The following is a 15,805-nucleotide window of genomic DNA, read 5'->3' as shown; positions in this document are numbered from 1 at the left end:
CTCATGCGCGCCGTCATCTCTGCGATTGCCCTGACCTTCTTCCTGTCCGCCGTCGTTGGTCCATCGTCCGCAGTCGCGCAGTCCGGCAGCGCCGGCGGCTCCATCGGCAATGACGAGAAGTCGCTGTCTGGCTCGCGATCGGATCGATCAGCCGAGCCGACGCCCTCGGCGCGTCGCAGCAAGCCGGCCGAGGAGCCGCGCAGTTCCTCGCGACGCGGCGGTGGAGGTGGTGGAGGCGGTGGCGGGAGTTTCGACGGCGCCTGGATGGTCGTCAGCATCGGCTGCGGCGGCACCACGTCCGGCGCGGTCGTGGTCTCCTCGGGCAAGGTCATAGGCCAAGGCGTCACGGGTACCGTCAGCGCGAGCGGCGCGGTCAGCACGTTCGGTCAAGGCGATGGCGTGACCTTCACCGGCTCGGGCCGCCTCGCTGCCCGCAGCGGCTCCGGATCCTTCCGGCGCTCGGACGGCTGCGGCGGAACCTGGACTTCGACCAAGCAATAGCAGCGAAAAGTGTGATTCCGCGGCGGAACCAACGCCGCGCAGGCCCGATTCAGGCCACATCCTCTCCGGATTTGCGGCTCATTGCCACCCAAGTCTTTGACGACAAAGGGAAGGTAACGAGTTGCGTCATGCGTAATCGGGAGACCAGGATGGGCAACCGCACCGCAAAATTCTTATCTGCCCTCGTCGGCAGCATCATTGCCGGCGCGCCACTTGCCGCCGTGTCGCAGAATGCCTCGACGCCACCGAGCACGGCAAATGCCGCGAGCGACTGCCTTGGCTCGCCAAAGGGCGCCGCGCCGCAGGGCCAGCATTGGCATTATCGCCTCGAGCGCGCGACCAAGCGGCAATGCTGGTATCTGCGTGCCGAAGGCGGCAAGGCCACTCAAACCGCACAGGCTGCGCCGGATACGCCTGCAGCGGATTCAGCGGTGCCGCAGCAGCACTCGGTCCAGGACGCGCGCGCCGAATATCTGACGCCGCAGAGCGTCGCCCCTGTGAAGACGCCTGCACAGGCGGGACCGGCGCCAACGCAACAGGCTGCGAGCCCCTCCGCTGACGTCAACGTTCAGCAGCCCGCCGTCGCCGGGCGCTGGCCCGACGCCTCCACGGCGGCCGCCGCGCCCACAGAGCAGCCGTCGCCTGCCCCTGTCGCGGTCGCCGCGCAGTCCACCGCGAAGCCGGCGAAGTCCCCTGCTCCGATGGCTCTGGCCGCGGCCGACAGCACCGCCGACAAGCAGACCGGCTCGCTCCAGATGCTGCTGCTCGTGATCGGCGGTGCGCTGACGCTTGCCGGCATCCTCGCCAGCGTCGTCTACCGCTTCGCCGGTGGACGCATCCGCGTCCAGGCCGCCGACCAGCGCCGAGTCAACTGGGACAATTTTGAGCCGCACGATCGCGACGATGGCCGTGCACCCTGGCTCAACGCAGCGCCCGCCGGCGCGCCGCACGCTCGGCAGCCGCGCCCGGTGGATTTCGATGCCGTGCGTCCGCAGGCAGCCCAGCTCAAGACCGCGCAGCTTGCCGCGATCGATCGCGAGATCGATGTGATCGACGAGCGCGTCCCGCAAGCGCACCAAGATGCCGCGGAGCTCGACGACGCGATTATCTTCAACGGAGAATTCCAGATCGAGGCCGCGCCGCAGCTCGCGGCCAACGACGCCAATGACGAAGAGCCGGCCGCTCGCGATGAAGATGCCGGAGCCGAGGACGCCATCGACATCGACGTGATCACGACGATGCTGGAACGGCTGGCGAAGGACGGGCCGCGGCTGACGCAGCCTAACCTTGAAGCTGACCTTGCAGACCTCGCACGAAGCCCACGAGGCCGGTCTGCCGCTCGCGCTTGAGGCGTTCGGCCTTCAGGATCGACTGCACCTCGGCGAAGGCCTCGTCAACGTCGTGGTTGATGACGATGTAGTCGTACTCCGCCCAGTGGCTCATCTCGTGGCTGGCGCGGCTCATGCGCTTGCGGATCACCTCGTCGGAATCCTGCGCGCGCGAATGCAGCCGCTTCTCGAGATCGGCGGCCGAGGGCGGCAGGATGAACACGCTGACAACGTCGGCGCGCGCCTTCTCTCGGAGCTGCTGCGTGCCCTGCCAGTCGATGTCGAACAGCACGTCCTGCCCGGCTGACAGCGCCGCCTCAACCGGCGCACGCGGCGTGCCGTAACTGTTGTCGAACACGGTCGCCCATTCCAGCAGCTGGTCGGCCTTCGCCATCGCCTCGAAGGTGGCCTTGTCGACGAACGAATAGTCCCTGCCGTCGACCTCGCCCGGCCGCATCGCCCGCGTGGTCGCCGACACCGACATTCGGAGGCCGGGCATACGGTCGATCAACATACGCGACAGCGTCGTCTTGCCCGCGCCCGACGGCGAGGACAGCACGAACATCAATCCGCGCCGCTCGACACCGTCAGTCCCGTGACCGCCACTCGTCATCGATCACTCCAGATTCTGGACCTGCTCGCGGAACTGCTCGACCACGTTCTTCATGGCGAGCCCCGTATTGGTCAGCTCGATGTCGTTCGACTTCGAGCAACAGGTGTTGACCTCGCGGTGAAATTCCTGCGCCAGGAAGTCGAGCTTGCGTCCGACCGGGCCGCCCTTGCCGATCAGCTCGCGCGCCTGCGCGATGTGTGAGGCGATGCGGTCGAGCTCCTCGCGGATGTCGGCCCTGGTCGCGATCAGGATCGCTTCCTGCATCAGGCGGTCGGAATCGAAACGGTCGGAAGTGTCGAGCAGGCTCGCGATCTGCTCGGCGAGCCTGGCCTTGATTGCCTCGGGCTTGCGGCCAGGCGCGGCCTCGGCCTTCTTCGCCAGCTGCTCGACTTCGTCGACGCGCTGGATCAGGATCTGCCCGAGCGAACTCCCCTCACGCTTGCGCATCTCGACGAGTTCGGCGAGCGCCTTGTCGAAGGCGTCCGCGGCGGCGGCGCGCGCGGCCTTGTCCTCTTCCTCGTCGCCTTCGGGCTCGGCGACCTCAATGACACCCTTGATGGCCAAAAGCCCGTCGACGCTCGGCGCGACCGCATCGACCTTGCCGGCGATCACGGCGGCGGCCTTGAGGACGGCGTTGAGCACGTCTTCATTGACGCGGACGCTGGTGGCCGCATTGGCGCGCTTGACGGTCAGATTGGCGTAGACGGTGCCTCGCGAGAGCAGCTCGGCGGCGCGCTTTTTGGCATGAGCCTCGAGCTCGTCGAACCCCTGCGGCAGCCGTACCCTGAGATCAAAGCCCTTGGCGTTGACCGACTTCAATTCCCATTCGAACGTATACGGCCCGCTCGCGCCGTGGCTTCGGGCAAAGCCGGTCATGGACGACAACGCCATCAGGTCAATTTCTCCAGAAGCACGGGATTCGCGCGGCCATCAAGCCACGTGAATCTTAAGACTATTTTGCAGGAAAGTGTAATCCGCAAAGTCCCGCGGGGCAGGTCTGCGCGCAGGCCTAGCGCTGCACCACCGGGGGCGAGGCCTGCACCGCGCCTTGCCGAGCCGGCGGCGGACCCGCGGGGCGAGCGGCCGGCGGCTTTTTCTGCTGGTTGGGGCGCGCCGGCGTCGTCGCCGTCGGCGTATCGGCGGCACCGGGCGCGGCGGCGGCCGGCGCCTGCGCGTCCTCGGCCGGCTCGACCGTGTCGTTCTGGATCTGCTTTTCCATCGCGCGCAACTTGGCGACGTTCTTCTGGTGCGCGTCGTAGGTCTCGGTGAAGGAATGCCCGCCGGTGCCGTCGGCGACGAAATAGAGGTCGCGGGTGCGGGCCGGGTTGGCGGCAGCCTCGAGCGAGGCGCGGCCGGGGTTTGAGATCGGGCCCGGCGGCAGACCCTCGATGACATAGGTGTTATAGGGCGAGGGCTGCGTGATCTCGCTGCGCTTGATCGGTCGGCCGAGCGTGCCCTTGCCGCCGACCAGGCCATAGATGATCGTGGGATCGGACTGCAGCTTGATCCTCTGCTTCAGGCGATTGACGAACACCGCGGCGACGCGGCTGCGCTCGTCCGGCTTGCCGGTCTCTTTCTCGACGATCGAGGCCAGCGTCACCAATTGCTCTGGACTCTTGACCGGAATGTCCTGATTGCGGCGCTCCCAGATCTCGGTCAGCACGCGCTTGTGCGCCTGCTGCATGCGCTGGATCACCTGATCGCGCGGGGTGCCGCGCGGGAACTTGTAGGTCTCGGGCAGCAGCGTGCCTTCGCGCGGCAGCTCACGCACGCTGCCGGTGAAGATGTCGTTGTCGGACAGGCGCGCCACGATCTGCTCGGAGGTCAGCCCTTCTGGAATCGTCACGGCATGCTGCACCACCTTGCCCTCGACGATGGTGGCAATGACGTCGCGTAAGGATGCGTTTTTCTGGAACGAGTATTCACCGGGCTTGAGGTCCGAACTCGCCTTCAACGCAGCGACGCTGGCAATGAACGCCCACGGATTGACGTCGGTCACGCCTTCCCGGTTCAGCGTCTCGGCGATGTCGCGCTTGCCGGCGCGCTGCGGGATGTTGACGATCTTGTCTTCCTTCAGCGGTCCCGGCGCCTCGAGCACCTGTCGGCCGTAATAGTACACGCCGCCCGCACCGATCATCGCAATCAGCAGCAGGGTGATGATGGCGTTGCCGACGATCACGAAGGGATTGCGCGCGCGGTCCGATCGCTTCGGCGGCGGCGGGACCTGTTCGGGCTCGAGCGCTGCCCGCGGACTCCGGGGCGAAATGGGCGGCCTTTCACTCATGGAAGCAACCTGAATCCTGCCGGTTCAAATGCGACCCGACAATCGCTTGTCTGGCCAAGTACACGCGCCCACTTGTATGACTATCGCCGAATACGGCAAAACGGTGGATTCGTCGCAAACACAAACTATTGGACCGGACGCCGGAAGATCACCGACGCGTTGGTACCGCCAAAACCGAAAGAATTCGACAACGCGACGTTGACCTCGCGCTTCTTCGCCTTGTGCGGCACGAGATCGATCGCAGTCTCTACCGACGGATTGTCCAGGTTGATGGTCGGCGGCACGACATTATCGCGAATCGCGAGAATGGCGAAGATCGCCTCGATCGCACCGGCCGCACCCAGGAGATGACCGGTCGACGACTTGGTCGAGGACATCGCGACCTTGGAAGCGGCATTGCCGAGCAGACGTTCGACCGCACCGAGCTCGATCTCGTCACCGAGCGGTGTCGAGGTGCCGTGCGCGTTGATGTAGTCGAGATCGGACGCGGTAAGGCCGGCTCGCTTGAGCGCAGCCGCCATGCTGCGGAAGCCGCCGTCGCCGTCGGGTGACGGCGAGGTGATGTGGTAGGCATCGCCCGAGAGACCGTAGCCGATCACTTCGGCATAGATCTTCGCGCCGCGGCGTTTGGCGTGTTCGAGCTCTTCCAGGACCAGAACGCCGGCGCCCTCGCCCATCACGAAGCCGTCGCGGTCCTTGTCGTAGGGGCGCGAGGCCTTCTCAGGCGTTTCGTTGAAGGCTGTCGAGAGCGCACGCGCGGCGTTGAAGCCGGCGATGCCGATGCGGCCGATCGGCGATTCCGCGCCGCCCGCAACCATGACGTCGGCATCGCCGAGCGCGATCAGACGGGCGGCATCACCGACCGCGTGAGCGCCGGTCGAGCAGGCCGTGACCACCGAATGGTTCGGCCCCTTCAGCCCATGCTTGATCGAGACATAGCCGGAGGCGAGATTGATCAGGCGGCCCGGAATGAAGAACGGCGAGACCCGGCGCGGCCCGCGTTCCTTCAACAGGACCGCGGTTTCGGCGATGCCGTTGAGGCCGCCGATGCCGGATCCGATCATGGTGCCGGTGGCGCATTTGTCCTCTTCGGTCTCGGGATGCCAGTTGGCATCGTCGAGCGCCTGGCCGGCTGCGGCCATGCCGAAGATGATGAAGTCGTCGACCTTGCGCTGGTCCTTCGGCTCCATCCAGATATCGGGATTGAAGGTGTCGTTGGTACCGTCGCCGCGCACGACCGTGCAGCCGATCTTGGTCTGAAGATCGGAGACATCGAAGCTCTCGATTTTGCGTGCGCCGCTTTCGCCGTCGAGGATGCGTTTCCAGGTCGGCTCGACACCGCAGCCGAGTGGCGAAACCATGCCAAGACCCGTGACGACAACCCGTCTCATATCCGAAAACTCCGCATCGAAAGATTCACGGCCAATAACAAGAAACCGGCTGACCGCTGTTGGGCGGTCCGTCCGGTTTCAATGTTGTCCCCGCGAAAATGAAGAGCCTTAGCTCTTCGCGTTCTTCTCGAGAAACTTGGTGGCGTCGCCGACGGTGAGAATCGTCTCCGCGGCATCGTCCGGAATCTCGCAACCGAATTCCTCTTCGAACGCCATCACCAGCTCGACGGTGTCCAGACTGTCGGCGCCGAGGTCGTCGATGAAGCTCGCAGCATCGACAACCTTCTCGGGTTCAACACCAAGGTGTTCGACCACGATCTTCTTAACCCGCTCGCCAATCTCACTCATTGCATAACCTCGTGTTGTTCCCTGTAGACCCGACCCCCCGGGACGATACGAGCCGTCGTGGTCGTTGACTGCCTTCGCTTACGAACTTTGATTTGGCCCCATCCTAACCGATGCAGGCCCGGCGAATGACGGCCAAGGCTCCGCATCGCCAATATACAGGGTTTCAAAAACCTGCAATGGCGTTCTTTGCCCATCCGTTGAAGGTCCGGTTATCATACTTCAATTGCGTTGACTACAAGCCTCATTTCGCTCCGGAAACGGCCGTTTGCCGCATTCGGCTGCCCAAGGGGGCGGTGCGGCATGAGGCGTCAGATCATGGCCATGCCGCCGTTGACGTGGATGGTTTGGCCGGTGACATAGGCCGCTTCGTTCGAACTCAGGTAGACGGCGGCCGCCGCGATGTCCTCGGGCGTGCCCAGGCGATTGGCCGGAACCTTGGTCAGAATCGTTTCGCGCTGCTTGTCGTTGAGCGCATCGGTCATCGGCGTCTTGATGAAGCCGGGAGCGATGCAATTCGCGGTGACGCCGCGCTTGGCGTATTCGGCACCCAACGTCTTGATCATGCCGATCAGGCCCGCCTTCGACGCGGTATAATTGCCCTGCCCCGGGTTGCCGGTGACGCCGACCACCGAGGTGATAGCGATGATGCGGCCGAAGCGCTTGCGCATCATCAATTTGGTGGCGGCGCGGGCAAGCCGGAAGGTCGAAGTCAAATTGATGTTGATGACCTCCTCCCAGTCCTCGTCACGGAGCTGCACGAAGAGATTGTCGCGCGTGATGCCGGCATTGGCGACGAGGATGTCGACCTGTCCCATCGCAGCCTCCGCAGCGGGCACCAGCGCCTCGACCTCGTCGGCCTTGGAGAGATTGCAGGGCAGCACATGGGTGCGCTCGCCGAGCTTGCCGGCAAGCTCATCCAGCACTTCCTTGCGCGTCCCTGATATCGCAACGGTGGCGCCCTGCGCGTGCAGCGCCTGCGCGATCGCGCCGCCGATGCCGCCGGTTGCGCCGGTGACGAGCGCCTTTTTGCCAGTCAAATCGAACATCGATAACTCCTCCAAGGCACGATCCGGAAAAGGACGCAGCGGTTTTCCGAAAGGATCGTGCGTCAACTAAAGAACTCAAGCGCGACGACGAATCATCGCGCCTCAGGCCTGCTTCGCAGCGGCCAACGCATCCTTGGCGGCAGCAATGTCGTTGGGACCACCGACCGCAACGCCGACGGCACCGTCCGCAATACGCTTGACGAGACCGGTCAGCACCTTGCCGGCACCGATCTCGAAGAAACGGGTGACGCCCTGCCCCGCCATATAGGCCACCGACTCGCGCCAGCGCACAGTGCCCGTGACCTGCTCGACCAGGCGGCGGCGGATCTCGTCGGGATCGGTGATCGCGCTCGCCAACACGTTCGACACCAGCGGAGCTGCCGGCGCCTTGATCGTGACCTTGGCCAGCGCCTCCGCCATCGCGTCGGCAGCCGGCTGCATCAGCTTGCAATGGAACGGTGCGGACACCGGCAGCAGCATTGCGCGCTTGGCGCCCTTGGTTTTGGCGATCTCGACGGCGCGATCGACCGCGGCCTTGTCGCCGGAGACGACCACTTGCCCGCCGCCATTGTCATTGGCGGCCTGGCAGACCTGCCCCTGCGCGGCCTCGTCCGCCACCGCCACGGCCGCCTCGTAGTCGAGGCCGAGCAGAGCGGCCATCGCACCGACGCCGACCGGCACGGCTTTTTGCATTGCGAGACCGCGGATGCGAAGCAGCCGCGCGGTGTCGGAAATCGTCAGGCTGCCGGCCGCGGCCAGCGCCGAATATTCACCCAGCGAGTGGCCGGCGACGAAGGCAGCATCCCGCCCCACGGAAAACCCGGCTTCGGCCTCCAGCACGCGCAGGGTGGCGACAGACACCGCCATCAAGGCCGGCTGGGCGTTTTGAGTGAGCTGGAGGGTTTCGGCCGGACCATCCCAGATGGTCGCCGTCAGCTTCTCCCCCAACGCGGCATCGACCTCGTCGAACACGGCGCGCGCCACCGGAAAGGCATCCGCCAGGGCCTTGCCCATCCCGACCGCCTGGGAACCCTGCCCCGGAAATGTGAATGCTGCCGTCATCGGCGCTCCCTGCTTGTCGGGCGTGATCCCTGCGAGAACCGGCAGCCGACTACGCACGGCCTTAGGCCATGGTTCCGGATCATGCTCCAAAGGGGGCCGTAGACACTGTCCGGGGCCGGAATGTCAAGCCAAGATAGGAACTTCGATCAGCCTTCAACTGAAGAGACGGCCCCCTAAAATCCGCCGGCCGTCTGGTTGGCGTCGACCTCGGACCCCGCCTGCGCGCGGCGCGCGCTGTTGACCAATTGCCCCGGGCGGTCATCGCGGTTCGGCTTCGCGGTCGCAAGCCGCAGCACGGCCGCGTAACTCGGTTGCACCTCCATACGGCCCGCATGCCGGCTCTCGCTCAGCAGGCGATGTACCTTCGGAAGATTGTAGCAGGGCACGTAGAACAAGAGATGATGTTCGAGGTGGTAGTTCACGTAGTACGGCGCGATGAACAGACGCTCGAGGAAATTGGCGTAAGTGGTGCGGGTATTGCGCAAGGGATCGCTGCTGTCAGGCACGACCGCGTGCTCGGCAATGTTGCGGATGCGAGTGATCACCATCATCCAGGTCAGGAGCGGCACCAGCCATAGCAGCGGATAGGCCCACCACACGCCGGCCGCCGTGAGCGCTGCGAACATCGCGCCATTGACCAGACATTGCGGGCCAAGCTTCTCCCAAAAATGCGCTGCGCGCTGTCGCAACGGCCAGTCCTTCGGCCCCAGCGCATTGAGCAACTGCGCCTTGCGCTGCTGGTAGCCGGTCTGCCCGGTGAGGTCGCGAATGAACTTGCGGCGATAGCTCAGCTTCGTGATGGGAAACGGCGCCGACAGCACGAGATCGGGATCATCCTCCTGCTGCGTGCGCGCATGATGCTGAAGGTGATAGCGCCGGTAGCTGCGCGTTTCCGCAAACAGAGGATAGGCGCAGAACCATTGGCTCAAAGTCAGATTGGTTTTCTCGTCGGCGGACAGGCAGCCATGCGCGCCGTCATGCATGAGGATCGCGAGCCCGAGCTGGCGCGAGCCGATGATGGCGACGGCGAAGATATAGGTGATCGGATTGGGCCACCACGCGACGAGGGCGATTGCCGCGATGATGAGCGCCCAGGCGTGCGCGATCAGCGCGACGCCTTTCCAGGTCACGCGCTGGCGCACGTCGGCAAGTTGGTCGTCGGTCAGGAAATCGCGGGCACGCATGCGAAGCGCAGTCATGGCCTAACTCTCCTCATTCGAATTGCTCGATGCGTCGCGCGCGTCGACGAGGCGCAGGCGCGCAGTGTCATCATTGGATTTCGCCTGCTCGCCCAACACGCGCAGCATCTCGGCGCATAGCGCCTCTGGCGAACGGCCCATCGCGTAGCCCTCGAGGATGATTCCGATGGCGACGGCCCAGAACCGCCGCGAACTCTCATCCGGTGCGCGCAGGGAGCGCCAGCCGTGCCGCGCGACTTGGCTCGCATAGGCCCGCGCACCTTCACTGTGCAGGCGCTCGATGGTGCGCTCGACCAGCGGCGCGAGATCCTGGCGCCGCCGCGTCAGCGTCAGCGCCTCGGCGAAGAAGGCCACCGAATCGCTCGCCGTAACGGTCTCGGCCAGCGCATGGGTATAATCCTGTGGCGTGCGCGCCTTCAGCGCCGCCTGCTCGGTCGCTCGCGCCAGGTACAGCAGCTCGCGGCAGGCGCATTCGACGAACAGCGCCTCCTTGGTGCGGAAGTAATAGGTGATCTGGCTCGGAAATGCGTTCGCAGCGGCTGCGATGTCGGTGATCGCCGTGCCCGACAGCCCCCGCTCCCGAAACAGCGGGCTCGCGGCATCCAGTAGCAGCGAGCGCATTTTGCGGCCCGCCGACCGCGTGGCACGGGCGGCGTGTTTGGGATCGCCTGCCGCCTCGAGCGGCTCCTGGGCCGACTTTTCTGCCATTGGGTTTCGCTCCAGTCAGATTTGTTTGTATGATATACAAACAAACAAATCAAGCCGGTATGGTGGTCCGCGGTGGATCACAGCCGCCCGCATCGGGACCATCCGCGCCAAAACTCCGCCTGCAATCTTGCCAGAAACCTTGCCAAGTCAGCCGAAATCCGTATAACGCGCCCATCCGCAGACCCCGGCCGGGAGCTGAACGGACGGTCTCAGCAAATCATTCGTGATTTTGGTGTGGCAGGGCCAGTCGGCCCGTCGTCCCGTGTTTCCGCCTTCTGAGCTTAATCCCAGAGTCCTTTCCGAAGGCCTCTTAAGGGCTTGACGCCGGGCGATGCGCCAACATGAGGAAAGGACTTCCATGGCTCTCTATGAGCATGTTTTTCTCGCGCGCCAAGACGCGAGCACGCAGCAGGTCGAAGAGCTGACTGCGCAGATGACCGGCATCGTCGAGGGTCTCGGCGGCAAGGTCACCAAGACCGAGAATTGGGGCGTACGCTCCCTCACCTACCGCATGAACAAGAACCGCAAGGCGCATTTCGTGCTGCTCAACATCGACGCGCCGTCCGCGGCGATCGCCGAGATCGAGCGCCAGGAGCGCATCAGCGAGGACGTGATCCGCTATCTCAGCGTCCGCGTCGAGGAGCTCGAGGAAGGCCCGTCCGCGATGATGCGCAAGGCCGACCGTGACCGCGAGCGTGACGACCGTGGCGGCGGATTCCGTGGCGATCGCGAAGGCGGTGGCTTCCGTGGCGACCGCGAGGGTGGTTTCCGTGGTGGCGATCGTGAAGGTGGCGGCTTCCGCGGTGACCGCGGTCCGCGCCGTCCGCGCGAAGACGTTGAAACCACCACCACCACCACCACGACGGATGGGGAGTAAGAACAATGGCTGAAGCTGGTGCACGCCGCCCGTTTTTCCGTCGTCGCAAGAGCTGCCCGTTCACGGGCGCGAATGCTCCGAAGATCGACTACAAGGACTCCAAGCTGCTGATGCGTTACGTCTCCGAGCGCGGCAAGATCGTGCCGAGCCGCATCACCGCGGTGTCCGCGAAGAAGCAGCGTGAGCTTGCCCGCGCCATCAAGCGCGCGCGGTTCCTGGGCCTGCTGCCTTACGTCATTCGCTAAGACGAATTCGGCCGGCGGCGACATCGCCGCCGGCCGTATCACCTAGTTTCTCATAAGGCTTCCGGGTCGTCCGGTCGCCGATGGTTGGGGCGAGATGCCTCTAACCGCTCGAAGGGAGCGGGACAGCTGATGATGGCCTTTGGACTGATAGCCCTGATCGCCGGCGCTGCGTCGGCCCTGATGTTCGCCTCGATCGCTTCGGGCGCGCTGATCTCGCTCGTCCTGTTCTATCTCGCACCGCTGCCGCTGATGGTCGCTTCGATCGGCTGGGGACCGCTTTGCGCAAGCCTCGGCGGCATCGCCGCCGCGGTTGGCCTCGGCGCGCTGTTCGGCCTGCCCTACTGCATTGCCTTCGCCGTCACCGTCGCATTGCCGGCCTGGTGGCTCGGCCATCTCGTCCTGCTCAGCCGGCAGGTCGGACCCGCCGCGCCGCAGGCCGCCGCCGAGCCGCCCACTGAGCCTGCGCTCGAATGGTATCCGATCGGCCGCATCCTGCTGTGGATCGCGGGCTTCGCCACGCTGACCACGATCGCCGCCCTGCTCACGATCGGCACCGACGCCGAGACCATCACCGGCACGCTGCGCCGTGGCTTGATGCGCCTCCTCCGCGCCGCCGACCCGCAGAGCTCCGGCGAGACCGACCAATTCGTCGGCGCACTGGTGCGGATCTTGCCGGCCGGTGCCACCATCGTCGCGATGATGACGCTGACCCTCAACCTCTGGCTCAGCACCAAGGTGACGGCGACGTCGGGCCGCCTGCGGCGCCCCTGGCCGGACCTGATGACGGCGGAGCTGCCGCCGATGACGCTCGTGGCGCTCTGCATCGCGCTCGCCTTCTGCTTCACCGGCGGACTGCTTGCGATCGTGGCGCAAATCGCGACGGCTGCGTTGATGATGGGATACGCGCTGACCGGCTTTGCCGTGCTGCATACGCTGACGCTGGCGCTAAAGAGCCGCACCTTCTGGCTCGGCTCGACCTACGCCGTCGTGGTCGTGTTCGGATGGCCTGTCATCGCGATGGTGATCCTCGGCCTTGCCGATGCCGTGTTCGGCCTCCGCGAACGCTTCCTTCGTACGCGCCAGCCACCGCCACTGCCGACCTCTTGAGTTCAAATCCGAAAGTTCAAGTTCGAAATTCCACCTCACTCAACACATCAAAGGAGAACGAATATGGAAGTCATTTTGCTGGAACGCGTCAACAAGCTCGGTCACATGGGCGAAGTCGTGAAGGTTCGCGACGGTTATGCCCGCAATTTCCTGCTCAAGCGAGGCAAGGCGCTGCGCGCCACCGCCGACAACCGTGCCAAGTACGACGGCATGAAGGCCGAGCTCGAGGCTCGCAACCTTGAGTCCAAGGGCGAGGCGTCAAAGGTCGCCGAGAAGATCCAGGGCAAGAACATCATCGTGATCCGTCAGGCTTCGGAAGCCGGCCAACTGTTCGGCTCGGTCAACGTGCGCGACATCGTCGTGGCGTTCGAAGCCGACGGTGTTTCGCTGTCGCGCCCGCAGGTTCAGCTCGACGCGCCGATCAAGACCATCGGCAAGCACACCATCACGGTCGCCATCCACCCCGAGGTCGAGGTCGAGATCAGTGTCACCGTGGCGCGCAGCCAGGACGAGGCCGAGCGCATCAACCGCGGCGAGGACATCTCGAGCCGGAACGAAGATCGGGATGCTGCTGCCGAAGCGATCGCCGCCGCCGGCGAGTTCTTCGACCCGGAAGCCCTGCAGGATGACGCCGAGCCGGCGCCGGCTGCGGAAGAGACCGAGAAGTAAGCCTCGCATTCGCGCAAGGCTTTCGAAGCCCGGTCGCCTCAGGCGGCCGGGTTTTTCGTTTTGGCGGCAACGTCCTCGCCCAGCATCGCGATCGACGCGAGCGCCGTTGCCGTATGCTTCTCGACGCCGTCGGTGACGCAGAAAACGTCGGCTGCGACCACGGAGACCTGACGCCCCGGCTTGATCACCCTCGCCCGGCAGATCAGCTTCTCGCCGGCCGCCGGCGACAACAGATTGAGCTTGTATTCGGCCGTCAGCGCCGGCTGGCCGCGCGAGGTCGCGGCTGCGATCGTCGTGGCGTTGTCGACCAGGAAGGCGGTGACGCCACCGTGGAAGAAGCCGTGCTGTTGCAACAGCTCCGGCCGGCGTTCCACCGCGATCGTGCAGGTGCCGCGCGACAATTCGGACAGCTCGGCGCCGACCAGATTCATAAAGCCCTGCCGGCCGACATTGGCGTGGATGCGCTCGGCGATCGGTCCGAATTCGGGATCTGCTTCGGGTCGCATGATGTGTCTCCTTATTGCCCGTTGATACGATCGAGCGGCCGTAGCGCGCGGCGGGCGCAGGCGATCAACGTGTCGGTTTCGGCGCGTGGATCGGCGCGGTCGCGTCCCGACAGGAATGCGCGGCAAAAAATCTGCGCCGGACCGATGAGCTGGCTGACGAACATCACCGGCGTCATCGGCAAGAGCTCGCCGCGCGTGACCAGCGGCGCGCGCCAACGCTCGATGCCTTCGGCAAGGCGCGCATTCTGCGCGCGCTGGGCATCGCGAACGTTCTCGCCCCATTCACTGCGCGAGATCTCGAAGAGATAGCGCGCCTCGCGCCGGCTGGTGACGACCCAATCGAGATGGGCCCGGATCAGCCGGTCGATGCCCTGCTCCGCATCGGGGAGAGGATCGAGTGCTGCCAGCATCGCGGCGTGATAGTGCCGCAGCACCTCCAGAAACAGCGCACCCGCCAGCTCCTTCTTCGAGCCGAACACGTGGAAGAAGCTGCCATTGGAGGCGCGCGCGCGGGCGCGGATCGCTGCCACCGTGGCCGCTTCGAAGCCGACGCGGTCGAAGACGAAAAGCCCCGCCGCCAACAAATCCTCGCGCACACCAGCCGTCATCAACGCCCCTAGAGAGGCACTCTAGAGTAACACTCTAGTTGCGGTCAAGAGGACGAAGACCGCGCCAGAGCGCGGCCTTGGCATGCCCGTAAATGTGGTCGCTTATCGCGAAATCGGCGGCGCCGGCGGACCCGACGATTCGGCAGGCGCCGGTGGGGCCGCAGCAGTCGCTGGCCGTGCGGGCTCCTGCAACTTCGCTGGCGGCTCGGACCTCGCTGCGGGCTTGGGAGCAGCCTCTTCCGCCGCCTTTGGCGCCGCTGGCTCGGCAGGCTTCGCGGCCGACGGTGCCGCCGGCGTCACCTGCGGCACCGGATCGGGCCGCGACGCCGGAGTCTCGCTGCCGCGCGGCTCGACCTTGGCGCTTTCCGGCTTGGCCTCGGCGGGCTTCTCGGACGGCTTGCCGCCTTCAGATTTGGGCTCGCCGGAGTCCACTTTCGCGGTCTCGGGCTTGGTCTCGGGCTTGGGCTCGACCTTCGGCTCGCTCTTCTTGTCGTCTGCCGCCGGCGTCGCGGCGTCGACCTTCGGCGCTTCTTCGCCCTCCGGCTTGCCGCGCTTCCCGCGCTTGCCCTTGCGGCCTTCGGGTACGGTCTGAGCCTCGGGCTTCGCGCCTTCCTTCGTTCCGTCTTCGGCCGGCCGCGCGGCGCGCTTCTGACGCGCGCCCTCGGCGGCGGGAGCGGCAGCTTCGCCTTCCGGCTTGGCGGGCTCTTGGGAACGTTGGCGGCGGCCCTGACGTTCAGGGGACTGCGCGGGGTTGGTATTGGCTTCCTTGTCCTTGTCCTTGGCGCCGTCCTTCTTGTCCTTGCCGTCCTTGGCTTGGTAGCGGGTGTCGGTGGCTCCGTTGGAGACGAGGTAGGAGGCGAGCACGCCGGCCATGTCGGGGCTGGTCGTGTAATGCTGACGCAGGAAGCCCGGCAGCGAGCCCGGCGCCACCGTCTTCAACAGTCCGCGCGGGCTCTTGTGACATGCATTGCAGGTCTGCGCGAAAAGCTGGGATGGGGCCTTGCCGGCCTCGAGGTTCGTCGCCTGCGCGAGAACGGTATCGGTCGCGCCGAAGCCGATCAGAAGCAAGATCATCGCGAGGCTGAGCGCTCGGCTCGACATTCCCATCATCTCCATTGAATTCCGAGAGGTGCAGCCGGCAGGCGGCACCGCGGCGGGTCACCTTTTATCCGATTGAGCCGCGAATGGAAGCAGCCTCCGCGCGCAAGGATGTGATTAAGCGGTTTTGGAATATCCGCTTTGAACACAGCGCAATAGCGGGGCCAAGGCACCTCCCTAGATGCAAGCGCATAGGAACCGCTGGGATGCCCGGG

18 protein-coding genes are annotated in these 15,805 nt (G+C 65.4%); 6 read left to right on the top strand and 12 right to left on the bottom strand.

Going from position 1 to position 15,805, the window contains the following annotated elements; genetic code table 11:
* Positions 1-3: 3 nt before the first annotated feature.
* On the top strand, positions 4-501 hold the full coding sequence (locus BRA1417_RS0121110; protein WP_027517525.1) for a hypothetical protein: 498 nt from the start codon (positions 4-6) through the stop codon (positions 499-501).
* A 149-nt stretch (positions 502-650) separates the two neighbouring features.
* Positions 651-1,850: a hypothetical protein gene (locus BRA1417_RS0121105; RefSeq protein ID WP_027517524.1), complete on the top strand. Its 1,200-nt coding sequence runs from the start codon at positions 651-653 to the stop codon at positions 1,848-1,850.
* On the opposite strand, the gene gmk is transcribed toward BRA1417_RS0121105, so the two are convergent.
* The 9 genes from gmk to BRA1417_RS0121060 all read right to left on the bottom strand — a co-directional run bounded on the left by gmk (position 1,783) and on the right by BRA1417_RS0121060 (position 10,480).
* The gene (gene gmk / locus BRA1417_RS0121100; RefSeq protein ID WP_027517523.1) at positions 1,783-2,442 is read right to left on the bottom strand and encodes a guanylate kinase; all 660 of its coding nucleotides are present in this window, start codon (positions 2,440-2,442) and stop codon (positions 1,783-1,785) included. The genes BRA1417_RS0121105 and gmk overlap by 68 nt on opposite strands.
* Positions 2,443-2,445: 3 nt before the next feature.
* A complete protein-coding gene (locus BRA1417_RS0121095; RefSeq protein ID WP_027517522.1) occupies positions 2,446-3,333 on the bottom strand; it encodes a YicC/YloC family endoribonuclease in 888 nt (295 codons plus the stop codon).
* 118 nt (positions 3,334-3,451) lie between these two features.
* Positions 3,452-4,726, bottom strand: coding sequence for an endolytic transglycosylase MltG (gene mltG / locus BRA1417_RS0121090; protein WP_027517521.1), 1,275 nt, complete (start codon positions 4,724-4,726; stop codon positions 3,452-3,454).
* A gap of 125 nt (positions 4,727-4,851) precedes the next feature.
* The gene (fabF, locus tag BRA1417_RS0121085; RefSeq protein ID WP_027517520.1) at positions 4,852-6,117 is read right to left on the bottom strand and encodes a beta-ketoacyl-ACP synthase II; all 1,266 of its coding nucleotides are present in this window, start codon (positions 6,115-6,117) and stop codon (positions 4,852-4,854) included.
* Between the two features lie 108 nt (positions 6,118-6,225).
* Complete coding sequence (locus BRA1417_RS0121080) at positions 6,226-6,465, bottom strand: acyl carrier protein (RefSeq protein ID WP_006020277.1); 240 nt, start codon at positions 6,463-6,465, stop codon at positions 6,226-6,228.
* A 308-nt stretch (positions 6,466-6,773) separates the two neighbouring features.
* A complete protein-coding gene (gene fabG / locus BRA1417_RS0121075; protein WP_007592006.1) occupies positions 6,774-7,511 on the bottom strand; it encodes a 3-oxoacyl-[acyl-carrier-protein] reductase in 738 nt (245 codons plus the stop codon).
* A 102-nt stretch (positions 7,512-7,613) separates the two neighbouring features.
* Positions 7,614-8,573, bottom strand: a complete 960-nt coding sequence (gene fabD / locus BRA1417_RS0121070; RefSeq protein ID WP_027517519.1) for an ACP S-malonyltransferase — start codon at positions 8,571-8,573, stop codon at positions 7,614-7,616.
* A 173-nt stretch (positions 8,574-8,746) separates the two neighbouring features.
* A complete protein-coding gene (locus tag BRA1417_RS0121065; RefSeq protein ID WP_027517518.1) occupies positions 8,747-9,772 on the bottom strand; it encodes a fatty acid desaturase family protein in 1,026 nt (341 codons plus the stop codon).
* Between the two features lie 3 nt (positions 9,773-9,775).
* Positions 9,776-10,480, bottom strand: coding sequence for a TetR/AcrR family transcriptional regulator C-terminal domain-containing protein (locus tag BRA1417_RS0121060; RefSeq protein WP_027517517.1), 705 nt, complete (start codon positions 10,478-10,480; stop codon positions 9,776-9,778).
* A gap of 358 nt (positions 10,481-10,838) precedes the next feature.
* Here BRA1417_RS0121060 and rpsF point away from each other — a divergent pair, with 358 nt between their 5' ends.
* The 4 genes from rpsF to rplI all read left to right on the top strand — a co-directional run bounded on the left by rpsF (position 10,839) and on the right by rplI (position 13,378).
* A complete protein-coding gene (gene rpsF, locus BRA1417_RS0121055; RefSeq protein WP_027517516.1) occupies positions 10,839-11,357 on the top strand; it encodes a 30S ribosomal protein S6 in 519 nt (172 codons plus the stop codon).
* A gap of 5 nt (positions 11,358-11,362) precedes the next feature.
* A complete protein-coding gene (rpsR, locus tag BRA1417_RS0121050; protein ID WP_007592020.1) occupies positions 11,363-11,602 on the top strand; it encodes a 30S ribosomal protein S18 in 240 nt (79 codons plus the stop codon).
* A gap of 129 nt (positions 11,603-11,731) precedes the next feature.
* Positions 11,732-12,709: a hypothetical protein gene (locus BRA1417_RS0121045; protein WP_027517515.1), complete on the top strand. Its 978-nt coding sequence runs from the start codon at positions 11,732-11,734 to the stop codon at positions 12,707-12,709.
* A 63-nt stretch (positions 12,710-12,772) separates the two neighbouring features.
* Positions 12,773-13,378 (top strand): 50S ribosomal protein L9, encoded by a 606-nt coding sequence (gene rplI / locus BRA1417_RS0121040; RefSeq protein WP_007609316.1) that lies wholly within the window; start codon positions 12,773-12,775, stop codon positions 13,376-13,378.
* A 38-nt stretch (positions 13,379-13,416) separates the two neighbouring features.
* Here the strand turns inward: rplI and BRA1417_RS0121035 are convergent, their stop codons facing one another.
* From BRA1417_RS0121035 to BRA1417_RS0121025, 3 genes are all read right to left on the bottom strand, one after another.
* A complete protein-coding gene (locus BRA1417_RS0121035) occupies positions 13,417-13,884 on the bottom strand; it encodes a PaaI family thioesterase (protein WP_027517514.1) in 468 nt (155 codons plus the stop codon).
* Positions 13,885-13,895: 11 nt separating this feature from the next.
* On the bottom strand, positions 13,896-14,492 hold the full coding sequence (locus BRA1417_RS0121030; protein ID WP_027517513.1) for a TetR/AcrR family transcriptional regulator: 597 nt from the start codon (positions 14,490-14,492) through the stop codon (positions 13,896-13,898).
* Between the two features lie 102 nt (positions 14,493-14,594).
* Positions 14,595-15,593, bottom strand: a complete 999-nt coding sequence (locus tag BRA1417_RS0121025) for a hypothetical protein (protein ID WP_027517512.1) — start codon at positions 15,591-15,593, stop codon at positions 14,595-14,597.
* Between the last annotated feature and the right edge of the window lie 212 nt (positions 15,594-15,805).

The organism is Bradyrhizobium sp. WSM1417 (genome assembly GCF_000515415.1).
Taxonomy (GTDB): Bacteria; Pseudomonadota; Alphaproteobacteria; order Rhizobiales; family Xanthobacteraceae; genus Bradyrhizobium.
This window is presented reverse-complemented; position numbering and strand designations above follow the sequence as displayed.

Excerpts from the sequence above, each read along its gene's own strand:
- BRA1417_RS0121105 (WP_027517524.1), top strand. The coding sequence starts at position 651 with ATGGGCAACCGCACCGCAAAATTCTTATCTGCCCTCGTCGGCAGCATC.
- BRA1417_RS0121045 (WP_027517515.1), top strand. The coding sequence starts at position 11,732 with ATGATGGCCTTTGGACTGATAGCCCTGATCGCCGGCGCTGCGTCGGCC.
- BRA1417_RS0121095 (WP_027517522.1), bottom strand. The coding sequence starts at position 3,333 with ATGGCGTTGTCGTCCATGACCGGCTTTGCCCGAAGCCACGGCGCGAGC.
- BRA1417_RS0121080 (WP_006020277.1), bottom strand. The coding sequence starts at position 6,465 with ATGAGTGAGATTGGCGAGCGGGTTAAGAAGATCGTGGTCGAACACCTT.
- rplI (WP_007609316.1), top strand. The coding sequence starts at position 12,773 with ATGGAAGTCATTTTGCTGGAACGCGTCAACAAGCTCGGTCACATGGGC.
- BRA1417_RS0121035 (WP_027517514.1), bottom strand. The coding sequence starts at position 13,884 with ATGCGACCCGAAGCAGATCCCGAATTCGGACCGATCGCCGAGCGCATC.
- BRA1417_RS0121065 (WP_027517518.1), bottom strand. The coding sequence starts at position 9,772 with ATGACTGCGCTTCGCATGCGTGCCCGCGATTTCCTGACCGACGACCAA.
- gmk (WP_027517523.1), bottom strand. The coding sequence starts at position 2,442 with ATGACGAGTGGCGGTCACGGGACTGACGGTGTCGAGCGGCGCGGATTG.
- fabF (WP_027517520.1), bottom strand. The coding sequence starts at position 6,117 with ATGAGACGGGTTGTCGTCACGGGTCTTGGCATGGTTTCGCCACTCGGC.
- BRA1417_RS0121030 (WP_027517513.1), bottom strand. The coding sequence starts at position 14,492 with ATGACGGCTGGTGTGCGCGAGGATTTGTTGGCGGCGGGGCTTTTCGTC.
- BRA1417_RS0121110 (WP_027517525.1), top strand. The coding sequence starts at position 4 with ATGCGCGCCGTCATCTCTGCGATTGCCCTGACCTTCTTCCTGTCCGCC.
- BRA1417_RS0121025 (WP_027517512.1), bottom strand. The coding sequence starts at position 15,593 with ATGTCGAGCCGAGCGCTCAGCCTCGCGATGATCTTGCTTCTGATCGGC.
- fabG (WP_007592006.1), bottom strand. The coding sequence starts at position 7,511 with ATGTTCGATTTGACTGGCAAAAAGGCGCTCGTCACCGGCGCAACCGGC.
- rpsR (WP_007592020.1), top strand. The coding sequence starts at position 11,363 with ATGGCTGAAGCTGGTGCACGCCGCCCGTTTTTCCGTCGTCGCAAGAGC.
- mltG (WP_027517521.1), bottom strand. The coding sequence starts at position 4,726 with ATGAGTGAAAGGCCGCCCATTTCGCCCCGGAGTCCGCGGGCAGCGCTC.
- rpsF (WP_027517516.1), top strand. The coding sequence starts at position 10,839 with ATGGCTCTCTATGAGCATGTTTTTCTCGCGCGCCAAGACGCGAGCACG.
- BRA1417_RS0121060 (WP_027517517.1), bottom strand. The coding sequence starts at position 10,480 with ATGGCAGAAAAGTCGGCCCAGGAGCCGCTCGAGGCGGCAGGCGATCCC.
- fabD (WP_027517519.1), bottom strand. The coding sequence starts at position 8,573 with ATGACGGCAGCATTCACATTTCCGGGGCAGGGTTCCCAGGCGGTCGGG.